Annotated in this window: 7 protein-coding genes and 3 pseudogenes; 1 reads left to right on the plus strand and 9 read right to left on the minus strand. The window is 71.3% G+C overall.

Going from position 1 to position 12,227, the window contains the following annotated elements; all coding sequences use genetic code 11:
• Window positions 1–7: 7 nt before the first annotated feature.
• From ACIP4Z_RS23240 to ACIP4Z_RS23280, 9 genes and pseudogenes are all read right to left on the minus strand, one after another.
• Window positions 8–1,171, minus strand: coding sequence for a hypothetical protein (locus tag ACIP4Z_RS23240; protein ID WP_401311031.1), 1,164 nt, complete (start codon window positions 1,169–1,171; stop codon window positions 8–10).
• 459 nt (window positions 1,172–1,630) lie between these two features.
• On the minus strand, window positions 1,631–2,992 hold the full coding sequence (locus ACIP4Z_RS23245; protein ID WP_401311034.1) for a hypothetical protein: 1,362 nt from the start codon (window positions 2,990–2,992) through the stop codon (window positions 1,631–1,633).
• A gap of 169 nt (window positions 2,993–3,161) precedes the next feature.
• Window positions 3,162–3,911, minus strand: coding sequence for a class I SAM-dependent methyltransferase (locus tag ACIP4Z_RS23250; protein ID WP_401311037.1), 750 nt, complete (start codon window positions 3,909–3,911; stop codon window positions 3,162–3,164).
• Window positions 3,912–4,024: 113 nt separating this feature from the next.
• Complete coding sequence (locus ACIP4Z_RS23255; protein WP_355345479.1) at window positions 4,025–4,222, minus strand: MbtH family protein; 198 nt, start codon at window positions 4,220–4,222, stop codon at window positions 4,025–4,027.
• Window positions 4,223–4,235: 13 nt separating this feature from the next.
• Window positions 4,236–6,278, minus strand: a complete 2,043-nt coding sequence (locus tag ACIP4Z_RS23260; protein ID WP_401311040.1) for a thioester reductase domain-containing protein — start codon at window positions 6,276–6,278, stop codon at window positions 4,236–4,238.
• Between the two features lie 130 nt (window positions 6,279–6,408).
• Window positions 6,409–7,287: pseudogene (locus tag ACIP4Z_RS23265) on the minus strand (AMP-binding protein); the annotation flags it as partial.
• Window positions 7,284–9,359, minus strand: a complete 2,076-nt coding sequence (locus ACIP4Z_RS23270; protein ID WP_401311292.1) for a condensation domain-containing protein — start codon at window positions 9,357–9,359, stop codon at window positions 7,284–7,286. The pseudogene ACIP4Z_RS23265 and the gene ACIP4Z_RS23270, both read right to left, overlap by 4 nt.
• A gap of 75 nt (window positions 9,360–9,434) precedes the next feature.
• A pseudogene (locus ACIP4Z_RS23275) lies at window positions 9,435–10,529 on the minus strand (AMP-binding protein); the annotation flags it as partial.
• A gap of 424 nt (window positions 10,530–10,953) precedes the next feature.
• Window positions 10,954–11,706 (minus strand): annotated as a pseudogene (locus ACIP4Z_RS23280) (transposase); the annotation flags it as partial.
• A 117-nt stretch (window positions 11,707–11,823) separates the two neighbouring features.
• Between ACIP4Z_RS23280 and ACIP4Z_RS23285 the strand changes: the two are divergent.
• Entirely contained in the window at window positions 11,824–12,225 is a 402-nt protein-coding gene (locus ACIP4Z_RS23285; protein ID WP_401311043.1) for a hypothetical protein, read from the plus strand.
• The last annotated feature ends 2 nt before the right edge of the window (window positions 12,226–12,227 follow it).

Genomic DNA, 12,227 nt, shown 5'->3' on the forward strand with positions numbered 1-12,227 from the left:
CGCGGTACTACAGGTGCGCTCCGATCTCGTCCATGCGTCCGTCTGCCGACCGGAGGCCGGTAGTTTCAGTCGGGGAGGTCCTGGCCGACCGGAGGATGTGCTGGATGTCGTACTTCCGTGTCCGGTACTGCCGTTGGACGACGCTGAGCGGACCCAGCCCGGAAAGGGCGGTGAGGATCTGCCGGGTGAGGTGGGCGGAGTCGGGGCCACGTTCGACGAGCCCCAGGGTCGGTGCCTGCGCCAGATCGTCGGGGTGCAGGTCGCCGAGTCCGTCGATGTGCCGGTGCCGCTTGGGAGGCACGATGGCCCCGGCAGCGGGGAAGGGGCCGTGCCCGACGGTGATGAGCAGGTCGCTCGCGTCCGTGACCGAGGCGGACGCGGCACGGAAGTCCGATTCCGCGTAGCACCACTGGTCGGGATGCTGCCCGCGCAGCCTGGGGAAGCGAGTCCGCAAGACGCCGAGGATCTCTGCGGCCGGCTCGACCGGGGTGCACGGAGAGAGGACGAATGACAGCCGGTCGGGGTCCGCCGGCCGGAAGTGACGGGCGTGCTCCACGGTGGCGATGACGGTGACGGCGGTCCCACGTTCCCCTGCGGCACCGGGCACCTGGGGCACTCCGGACCGCCCGAGCACCACCACCGTCTCGCCCCGGGCGAGGAATTCGGCCGTCAGCATCTGGCTTGCGAGGCGGTGCGGGCATTGCCGGGACGCCCGCCCGCTCGGCAGGCTGCGGAGCGGGCGGGCGTCCTGAGCGGATCCGGCAGAAGCGGCCGGCCCGCGGAACAGCCCGGCGCACCGCTCGTCGGCGGAAACCAGAAGCACGCGCCGGGTCCTCATCGCCCGCGTCCACCGGTGCACCGCGTCCTCGGCCTCCTGCCAGTGCCCGGCAGACGCGACGGCGATGCCCACTGCCGTACCGTCGGGTTCGAGGTACGTAGTCCCGAAGACGGCTTCCGTGTCCCGCCGCGTCGGACCGTGAGCGTCGAGGGCTCCGAACGGCTCTTCCCGCACCTCGGCTCCCGCGCGTCCAAGCCACTCCGTCACCACGCCGGACGCCGGACACCGCACCTCGCCCCTGGTGGGATGGAGGAAAGTCGTGGCGATACGGAAGTCCGCAGTGGAGCGGTCTGCTGTGACATTGAAGCGCTCGGTCTTACGTGTCCTATTCATGCCCAGCCCTGCCTTACGCGATCTGTCCTATGTCCGAGTCATAGGACTGGCTCAAATCAGCAGAGCACAGACAGGTCTGCGCATAAAGGAAAAGGCCCGCTTTCGAATATATTTCCGGAGATTCCCAGCCACCTTTGACGGGCTGCGGTCAGCAGCGCACGGGGCCGTACTCCGCCGTGACCTGGGCTAGTTCGGAGGGGGACGTTTGCCCCGGCTTGCGCGGGCGGCGGTCAGAACGGCCGTGGTGGACGCCGGGCGCCCGCGTAGCCCGGCGGCGCGGGCGCTGACGCGGGCAATTCGACCGATTTCTGCCTCCGGCGCTGTCCTGCGGCCGGGTCGGCAGAGGGCTGGCCGGGCGGCGGGCCCGGCATGCGCGGCTTGAGAGCCGGCGCAGCCCAGTGCCGCACCGATTGTTCACCGACCCGACCCTTGTCGAGCCGTTCTCGACCGGTGCCTTCCTCAGCGCATGCCGGACGTCGCGCCGTCCCGGTCCGGGATCAGCGCGCTGTTCCGGCGCAGTAAGGCCGCGACTGCCGGAAGCGTACGGTAGGGGCGCAAGCGGGCGGCCAACTCGTTGCGGGCCCGGTCTATGCGCCGGGAGGTGAGGCCGGGGATGAGATCCAGGAAGCCGTGCCAGGTCTGGCATGCCGCTTCCACGTGGCCCTGGGCGAGTTGGCGCTCGGCCAGGCGCGCGAGCAGGATGGCCTGCGAGCGGGCCTCGCCAGGTCGGCGTAGGCGTACGGACCGTTCCAGCGCGAGGAGCGCGTCCTTCTTCTGCCCCAGGTAATGCATCACCACAGCTTCCTGATGGGCGAAGGCGGCGGTGTCGAACGCTCCGACGTCGTGGGGCGCGTCCGATGTCCGGCCGAGGTTGCTTTCGGCCCGGCCCAGCAGGCGCAATGCCTCCTTCTTGTTGCCGGACGCCGCCTCGGCCACGCCCAGCTGTCCGATGAGGCTGGCCCGGACGTGGCGCGGGGCCTGCCGGGCGCCTCGCGCTACTGCCGCCTCGGCCAGGACGCGAGCGTTGGCGAAGTATCCGAGGGCGCGGGACTGGACGCTCAGCGCACGCAGGGCCAGCGCTGCGCCTGTTTGGTCGTCGGCGCCCTCGCACAGGCTGAGGCTAAGCCGGTAGAGGGACTGAGCGGTGCCCTGGCGCTCGTCGTCGAAGTTCATGAAACCGCACAGGTAGGTCAACCGGGCAGCGGTCGTGAGCAGTTCACGGCGGACACCGGGCGAGGCCGGGGCCGACAGCCAAGGCGCGACGGTGTGGGCCAGGAACCCCTGGAGCGCGGGCCTGGCGTGTCCGCCCCCGAAGGTGCGGTCCGCAACAGAGAACAAAGTGACCATCGAGCCGGCCCAGCGCAGTTCGGCGGCGGACGGGGCCAAACCCTCAACAGCCGCACCGTCCGGCCAGGCCATCGGGATCTCCTCGGTGCCGGGCAGGCTCGCTGCCCGATAAATGCGCGTGGCCCCGGCCGCGGTGGACGGCTTGTCGAGACTCGTCAGCAGGACACTCCTCCAGTGGACGCTGTTCTCCTGCTCAGCGGTCGACGCCGGGGCCGGTTTCTTCGCAAATCCTGCGTCGAGCGGCGTAACCCTGCGGCCCAGGCGGAGCGTCAGAACCTCCGCGACCAGGTCGGAGACGGGCGGACGGGGCGTGGTGCCCGCCAACCACTGGGATACCGACGCCCGCTGGTAAGACAGCGCCAGCCCGGATGATCGGCCGGCCCGGTTGACGGCTTGGGCGAGTTGCTCACCCGTCCACCCGGCCTCGGCCAGCAGCGCCCGTAACTGCGAATTCGGCACGTTCAGTTTTGCCATGACGGCTCCTCGGCGAACGGCGGGAACGCCCTGCGACCGCGGGTGGAGGGAACCCGTCGCTATGGCGCTCGCTCTGGGAGCGTGCTCTCGCCCGAAGCAGGCTGTCAAACTCCTGGCGTCGTTGTCGGCCGAGGAGATCAGCAGCGTTCCCGGCCGGCCTCGCCGGTCGTCAACTCCTCCCCGTCAGCTGCTTGGCGGTGAGCAGCCCCGCGTGCGGGGCGTCCAGATAGGGGCGCCAGAACGTGTCGGGGCCAGCCGCGGCCGCGTCCGACAGCCGGTGCCTGTGCCACTGGGAGGGACCGAATCCGGTCTCGGCGAGAGCCTTTTCCAGGGTTGGTGCGCTCCAGTAGTGCGCGGTGACATGGGTGTCGTAGGAGCCGAAGAGGATGTGCAGGTCGACCTCGCCGCCGTCCTCGCGCCCGTGGAGGGGGTTCAGCCGGAAACCGTAGCGGGAGTAGTAGTCGGGGTCGGCGGGAACGTCCGGATGGATCGGGAGCGTCACTAACTCCCCTCCCGTGCGCAGCGCTCCGGCCGCGGTCCGGCACAGGTCCACCAGTTCCGGATAACTGCTCGCGTACGGCAGCACGTAGACGGCCAGCACCAGGTCGAACGTGCCGTGCAGTTCGGCGGGCAGCGGACCGGCGACGTAGCGGATACCGAGCCGCTCGGCCTCCTCGCGGCGCCGGGCGTAGCCGATCATCCCTGCCGACTCGTCCAGCCCGGTCACCGCGAACGCGCCGCGTCCGGCCAGCATGCGGCTGTACACCCCGCTGCCGCAGCCGAGGTCCAGGACCTTCCGCTCGGCGTTCACCGTGCCGACTGCCCCCAGGACTGTGGGGAACTCCAGGTGCTGGCGGAAGGGTAGGGCCGAGAAGTCCTCGTAGAGCTGGGCCAGGGCATCGAACTGACTTGACATCATGTCGTCACGTCTTTTCCTTGCTGGAGGACGGAGGAGGTGGCCGGGGTTCCGTGCCGCAGCGCGGAGCCCCCGGGGAGGGCGGCCCGCGGCTGACCCGGCCCTGCGCGCCGGGGTCAGCCGGCCGGGAGGTGGCCCATGTCGGTCCAGTGCGCGGCAATGTAGGCCGTGCACTCCTGGCGGCGCGCGGAGCGGACCACCGCGGACCAGCCGTCCGGGATCTCGGCGAAGGCCGGCCACAGGGAGTACCGGCCCTGTTCGTTGAGCAGCACGTGGAACGTGCCGTCCTGGTCGTCGAAGGGGCTGTCGGTCATCGCTGTCTCCTGATCAGTCGTCCTTAGGTGCGACGGGGGCGAGGAATCCGCTGCGGGTGAGCTCCCGGACGTATTTCGGGAGCAGTTCGTCGGTGGTGGGGCACGCCTGGCCGGTCAGCGCCCTGACGGTGTCCCAGGTCCGCGTGCAGGACAGCGCTGGCATCCGGTCCTCAAGGTAGAGTTCGAGGACGCTGGTGCCGGACTGCTCCAGGCGTTCGGTGAACAGCGGCAGGAACGGCGCTATCTGGGACTCGGCGTCCCGCGCGGCGTGCGCGGCCAGACGGTCCACCCATATCTTCCACGGGACGGTGTCGACGCCGTGGCCGGCTTGGTTGAGGTGCTCGATGAGGTCTTCCAGCAGGGCGTAGCGCGGGCTGTTGAGGTGGTACGCAGAGCCGTTGGCCGGACGGTCCAGCGAGAGCCGGACGATGGCGCGGGCAACAGTGTCCACCGGGGTGAAGTCCATCGGCAGCCGGATGTCGGGGGCGGCTCCGACATCGGTGAAAGACTTAATGAGGCTGCACAGGAAGCCGTCGGTCTTCCACGCCCCCGTTCGGGAGTGGCCGGTGACGTCGTGCGGCCGGTAGATGGCGAAGGGCAACCCGAGGGCTCCGGCCTTTCGGATCAGCTCCTCGGCCACCCACTTGGTCTCGGGGTACCCCATGAAGAGGTGCTCGGGGTGGACAGGGATGCTGCCCTCGTGGACGCCCCGGACACCGGACAGGCCGGCGGCCGAGAAGACCGCCTGGGTGGAGACGTAGTGGACGGACTTCGTCCGGCCGACGGCGGCGAACCGGACGACCTCCCTCGTGCCGCCGACGTTCACCGGGGAGAGGGCGGAGTAAGGGTAGAGGAAGTTCACTTGTGCGCCGTTGTGGTAGACGAGGTCCGTCTCCTCGGCGAGCCACCGGTAGCGCTCCGGGGTGAGACCCAGGCGGTCGGCGGCCAGATCCCCGGCGACGGCGACGATCCGCGAGGCGTCCCGGTCCGCGACTTCCAGGCCGTTGCCCCGCAGGGCCGACCTGACCCGCAGCAGTGCCTGTGCGTCGTCCGCGGCCCGCACCAGGCAGTGCACCGTCAGATCCGTGTCCGCCAGGAGGGCGGCGATCAGGTGGGCGCCGAGGAAGCCGGTCGCCCCGGTCAGCAGTGCCTGGCGGGGGCCGCTCGCGCGGGACGCCAGCGTCGCGGCGAAGTCGAGAGCGGTGCCCGGGTCCGACTCGGCGGCGAAGTCGGGGAGAATGCGCCGCCGGGCCGGTACGGAGGGCGCGGCGCGGGCGGTGCGCACGGCCGCGGTCAGTGCGTCAGGGGTCGGGTTGGCCAGCAGCGCCTGGAGTACGGCGCGGCTGTCCTCGGGGCGCAGTCCGAACGCCTTGACCGTGCGGGCGACCAGCCGGGTGGCCTGGAGCGAAGTGCCGCCGTGCGCGAAGAAGTCGTCACGCGGTCCGGCTCGGCGGCCGCCCAAGGAGTGCGCCCACAGAGCGAGCACCTGTTCGCCGGTGTCGTCCTGCGGCGCCGCAGCGGGCGAGGCCGCGGCAGGAGTGAGGGGCCTGGCGGCGAGAGCGGCCCGGTCGGTCTTCCCGCTGGTGGTGAGCGGAAGCCGGTCCAGTCGGACCAGTACGTCGGGCACGAGGTGCGGGGGCAGCTCGGCGGCCAGGTATCCGCGGACAGACTCGGCGGAGGGGCCAGCGCCGTCGACGGTGAAGTAGCCGACGAGGCGCTTGTCGGCGGGTGAGTCCCCGTGGACGACGACGGCGGTCCGGCCCACCTGGGGATGGCGGGTCAGCGCGGCCTCCACCTCGCCCGGTTCGATGCGGCGCCCGCGAACTTTCACCTGATCGTCGTTGCGCCCGGCGAAGACCAGGTTGCCGTCCGCCGACCGGAAGCCGAGGTCGCCGGTGCGGTACATCCGCTCGCCGGGGAGCCCGAACGGGCAGGCGACGAAGCGGGCGGCCGTCAGCACCGGCCTGGCGACGTATCCGTCCCCGACGCCCTCCCCTGAGATGTACAGCTCGCCGACGGTTTCGTCCGGCACTTCGCGCAGACGCGCGTCGAGCACGGACACCCGGCTGCCTCCGAGCGGGCGGCCGATCGGCACCGGGTCCCGCACATACGCCCTGGAGCCGGAGCCGGTGGCTGGTGGCCGCTACGGTGGTCTCGGTGGGGCCATAGGCGTCGACGACGGTGAGATCGGGGCAGTGCGCCAGCACCTCGCGCACCGCGGCGGCCGGTACCGCCTCCCCGCCGGTCCACAACTCCCGGACGCCTGCCAGGCAGCCCGGATCCTCTTGGGCAACCAGTTGCAGCAGGCTTGCGGTGAGCAGCAGCGAGGTGATGCGGTACTTCGCGATGCAGTGGGCCAGCCCGGCGATGTCCAGTGGTCCGTCCGGTGCCAGCACCGCCTGGTGGCCGCTGAGCAGCGGCGCCCACAGCTCGTACGTCGAGGCGTCGAACCCGTACGATGAGTGGACCAGCACCCGGCTGTGCGCGGCACTGCGCAAGCGGGGGTCCAGGACCAGCGCAGCGACGTTGGCCTGGGTGACCATCACGCCCTTGGGGGCGCCGCTGGAACCCGAGGTGAACATCACATATGCCAGGTCACTCGCGGCCGGCGGGCGGGTGCGCTCGGCGTCGCCCAGGTCGTCGGGGGCGGCCGCGGCCAGTTCCCTCGCCGTCTGCGGGGCGTCCAAGAGCAGCACGTTTGCGGCGAGGCCCTCAGGCAGCCGGTCGAGCAGGCGGCTCTCGGTGAGGGTGAGCGCCGGGGCCGTGTCCGCCGCCATCTGCGCCAGTCGCGCTGGCGGATGGCCCGGATCGAGCGGCAGATAGGCCCCGCCGGCCTTCACCACTGCCAGGACGGCGACGATCTGGTCCGTCGAGCGCGGCAGCAGCAGGGCGGCGGTCGTACCGGGGCCGACGTGCCGGTCCACCAGAAGGCGGGCCAGTCGGTTTGCGCGGGCGTTCAACTGTCCGTACGTCAGCGCGCCGTGGGCGCCGCCGATCGCGGCCTCATTGCTGTGCGCGGCGGCCTGGCGTTCGAAGAGGTGTGACAACGGCGGGGTGGTGGTCATGGAGCGGGGTTCCTTTCCGTGCGGGCCGGGTGGGCGGTGGGCGTCGCGAAGGATGCGGCCAGGAGCCGGCTGAGCGATAGTCCCGGGTCACCCGCGGCGGCGGTGAGGAAGCGCCTGAGCCGGCCGAGGACCCCGACGACCGTGCCCCTGTCGTACAACCTCGGGTCGTACTCGGCGTCGCAGGTGAGGCCGAACAGTTCGCCGGCGGGGTCGCGCCGCTCCCAGAACTCCAGCAGCAGGTCGAACTTCACGGCGCCGTTGTGGGGCACAATGACGTGGGCCGGACGGACGCCCAGATCGACGGTCGGCCAGGGGATGTTCTGGAGCACGACGACTGTCTGGAACAACGGGTTGCGGCCGAGACTCCGCGGCGGGTTGAGCCGTTCCACGACCCGTTCAAAGGGGACGTCCTGGTGCTCGAACGCAGCCAGCACCGTGCTCCGGACGCGGTCCAGGAGTCCGGCGAAGGAGGGGTCGCCGGATGTGTCGGTGCGTAATGTGAGGGAGTTGACGAAGAAGCCGATCGCCTCCTCCCACCGCGGGTCGCTCCGGCCGGCCGTCACCGTGCCCAGCGGGAGGTCTGTGGCTGCGGCCGACTCGGCCAGCACTGCGGCCACCCCGGCCTGGAGCACCATGAACAGCGTCGCCCCGTTGCCGCGTGCCAGCGCGACCAGCTCTCGGTGCAGGGCGGCGGGCCAGAAGGCGCCTACCGAGCCGCTGCCGCCGCCCATTCGCGCGCCCGGCGTCCTGGGGCGGTCGTACAGCCCCGGGAGTTCGGCGGGCAGATCCGCCAGCGTCTTCTCCCAGAAGGCGAGCTGGTCGGCGGCGGGCCCGGTGGGGTCGGCGCCGGCCCCGAAGGCCCGATCCTGCCAGACGGTGAAGTCGGCGTACTGCGCGGGTGCTTCGCGCGGTGCCTCGGCCCGCCCGGCAAGAACGGCCCGGTAGGCGGCCGCCAGATCCCTGGCCAGCGGCCCCACGGACCAACCGTCGCACGCGATGTGATGCACGACCAGCACCAGGACCGACCCGGCGAGGTCGGACCGGCCGCGCAACAGCCACGCCCGTAGAGGCGCTTGACGGGTGAGGTCGAACGGCTCGGCCACTGCCTCCCGCACCGCGACGTCGATCCCGTCCGGCTCGACGCGCTGCGTCCGTAGCGCAAACGGGCAGTCGCCGGGCGCCAGGACGTGCTGGACGGGCTCCCCGTCCAGCACCGGGAAGATAGTGCGCAGGCTCTCATGTCGCTCGACCAAGGCGCTCAGCGCCGCCCGCAGGCCGTCCGGGTCCACCGGGCCGTCCACCGGAATGAGCAGCGGCACGTGGTAGGCGGGGCCGGGGTCGAGCTGGTTGAGGTGCCAGAGCCGGGCCTGGCCGGGGGACAGCGGAAGCGGGTCAGGGCGCCGCTCCGTGCGGCGCGGGCCCGCTTCCGGCGGCCTCGGTCCGCTTCCGGGATCCCCGCGACGGGCCGCGCTGACCAGGTCGGCGACCGCGCCGAGCGAGCCGGCATCAAAGACGGTGCGGATCGGGAGGCCGACGCCGAACTCGCGGCGCAGCAAGTAGGTGAACCGGGTGATTTGGAGAGAGTTGGCGCCCGCGTCGAGGAAGGCGGCGCCCTGCTCCACCGGGGGCAGCCCCAGCGCGCTCCACAACGCGGCGACCCGGTTCCGTGGCTCGTCGTCCCCGGCTGCGGCGTTCGTCGGCCCGTCCGGCAGCGGGCGGTCCGCGAGGAGGGCGCGGTCCACCTTGCCGTGGGCGTTGAGGGGCAGCGCGTCCAACGGGATGACGGCGTCCGGCACCAGGTGGGGCGGCAGTGTACGGCGCAGGGAGGCCCGGATCCCGGCGCTCTCCAGGGCGCCGCGCGGACGTACGTACGCCACCAGCCGTTTGTCGTCGGGGCCTGTCTGATGGACGACCACGGCCGCCTGCGCCACCTCCGGCCTGCCCAGCAGGGCGGCCTCGACCTCGCCGGGCTCGATGCGGTGCCCGCGCACTTTGACTTGGGCGTCGGCGCGGCCTATGAAGTCCACGACGCTCTCCGGCAGCGAGCGTACGAGGTCGCCGGTGCGGTACATCCGCTCGCCCGGCGCGCCGAAGGGACAGGCCACGAAGCGCTCGGCCGTGGTCTCCGGTCGGCGCAGGTACCCGCGGGCGACTCCCGCCCCGGCGATGAAGAGCTCGCCGACCTCTCCGGCCGCCACCGGCCGTAACCGGGTGTCAAGCACGAAGAGCCGCTCCGTGTCGAGCGGGCCGCCGATCGGGATGGACGGACCGGCCGCGTCCGCTGTGGTAACTCGCTGCTGGGTGGCGAAGGTGGTGGTCTCGGTCGGGCCCTACACATGACGCAGCACGGTGCGCGGAGCGCCGCGAAGGAAAGCCCGCATGGCCTGCGGTGAACACGTCTCGCCGCCCGTCAGTACCTCGTCCAGACCTGCGAGGGCCGCCGGGGCGAAGCCGGTGATGACGTTGAACAGCGCCGTGGTGAGGAAGACGGCCGAAGCGCCGCTCGCGGTGACGACGGCGCCCAGCCGGTCGGAGTCGAGGGTGTCCGCCATCATTATGGCCCGGCCGCCGTTCAGCAGCGGCACCCACAGTTCGTAAGTCGCGGCGTCGAAGGTTTGCGGGGAGTGCACGAGCACCGCGCGGTGCGCGGGAGTGCTGAAAAGGCGGTCGGATGCGAGCGCGAGGATGTTGGCGTGTGTGGTGATCACCCCCTTGGGGCGCCCGGTGGAACCGGAGGTGTACATCACATATGCCGAGTCGTCACCGCTGCCGCTCATAGGCCCGCGCCCATCGTCCGTACGGCCCCGGCGCGTCCCGGTGAGGGAGCGCAGGAACGCCGGGTCGTCCAGGACGATCCATGCGGCCCGGCCGGCCGTCGTGTCGGTACCGAGGCGAGCGGCGATCCCCCGTCGGGTGACCAGCGCGGCGGGTTTCGCGTCGTTGAGCATCAGGGCGATCCGGTCCTCCGGATAGGCTGCGTCGAGCGGGAGGTACGCCGCTCCGGCCTTGAGGATCGCCAGCACTGTGACGGCGTAGTCGGCCGAGCGTGGGAGGGCGAAGGCGACGATGTCGCCGGCCCGGACGCCGTGCGCGGCAAGTAGCGCGGCGAGGCGGTCGGCGCGCGCGTCCAGTTGTGCGTAGGTTAGCTCGCCGTCGTCCCCGGCCACCGCGACAGCGTCCGGAGCCAACCGCGCCTGCCGCTCGAAAGCCGTCGGTACGGTGAGGGCCGGTTCAGCTGCCATGGTGGCATCGGCCGGTATCTGCGCACTCGTCACACTCACGTCCTTGGCGTTGTGTCCTGACAGATGGCTGCGGTCTCCTGGCTGGGATCCGTGCTGATCCGATGACAGGTGCCAGGGACGGAATCCGCAGGCTCGGCAGCTCCGCGGGCCCGTCAAGGAAAGTGACGATGCCGGCTCGGACCGTACCGGCGCGTCCCGGCCGGTACGTGCTGCGGACTCCTCCCAGCTTGGTGCGGCGACCTTGCCGAATACGGGGTCTGCCAGATCGGGACTGTTAAAAAGTCGGCGCTGTCAACAACAGACCGACCATGCGCGGGCGGCAGCGGTGGCCCGGACGAGAACGGCGAGGCGGTTCTTGACCGTCGGGCGGCGGGAGCCGTCGGCCATCCACGCATCGACGGTGTGGTCGAGGTCGCCGTTAGCGGCGTGCGACGTCGGCGTCGGTGGCGCCGGTGCGTGACCACCACAGCCAGACCGGCTTGTTCACCCCGCCGGACGGCAGGTGCTCGACGGCCAGGCGGATGACGGTGCCCTCGATGACGGGCAGCTGGTCGTCGTGGTCCAGCCACGCGGCCCGCTGGGCCAGCCTGAGGTCAGGCGGTCCCCTGCTGAGCGGTGGCCCTGCAGTAGAGGCGGGGGTCGGTGACCGTGACGGCCTGCGCGGGGCCCCAGGTGGCGGGGTCGCCGGAGACGAACTCCCCGCCGTGCTTGGGCGGCCGGCCGCCCTTCGGGCTGGACCGGAGGAACTCTTCGCCCGAGGGCGCCGGGCGGCGCATCACCCGGTCCGATCGGGTCCGGCAACAAGACCGCGACTGGCGACCCGGAACGAGCGGTTCGGCACGGTCCCGGCGTCCGGCCGAAGCCACGGCGAGACGTCCACCGCCAACACCAGCCGGCCGTCCGCCGCCCTCGGCAGCGGCACCCCGGCCAGGACCCGCCGCGGCCGGGCGGCCTCCACCCGGCCGCGGTTCAGGCCGGCGTACAGGGAACCGTGCCCACGGCGGTGCTCGGGCGCCAGCGCCAGGTCGACCAGCGACCACACCGGTCCGTCCGTGCAGAGCACGGCGTCGGCCAGCTCGAACAGCGCGTCCGCACGGGCGGTCAGGCGATCGCAGAAGTCGGCAGGAACTGCGTTACTGCATGACCGCCCCTCCCTCGCGCCGTGAACATCCCACATCCCATTGCACCCAGGTTGGCCGGGATTCTTCTCGCTCCTCCTCTTCGGGTTGGGCAACGGTGTTTGAAGGGGCTACGGGCGGACGTTGAGCCCCACGTTTTGAGAGGAACGGGTTACGTGAAGGTACGCAGGCACATCACCACGATCACGGCCACCGTCGCGCTTGCGGGGTTGGTCGGCTTAGGTCTGGCGGCGCCGGCACAGTCGGCCCCGCAGTCCTGGAAGTGTCGTGACGCCACCGCCTCGACCACCGGGGCGAAGATCGCTGCATCCATCTGCTGGAGTGGGAGTACGGTCAAGGTGGCTGGCCAGGTCTACGACACCAAGGCCGACAGGCACAGCGGCTGCGGAGAGATCATCAAGGCCTCGAACTCGGCCTACAACTACTGTGCCCGCAAGGGTGCGGGGACATCGGTGCACTTCGTCACCGGCGAATTCCACTACAGCCATCCCGTGTGGATCAGGGCATGCACGGAGAATGGTCCCGCATCCGGTCAGAAATGCTCGGCCTGGCACTGACG

The sequence above is a fragment of the Streptomyces sp. NPDC088910 genome, from assembly GCF_044749865.1.
In the GTDB taxonomy this organism is placed as follows: Bacteria; Actinomycetota; Actinomycetes; order Streptomycetales; family Streptomycetaceae; genus Actinacidiphila.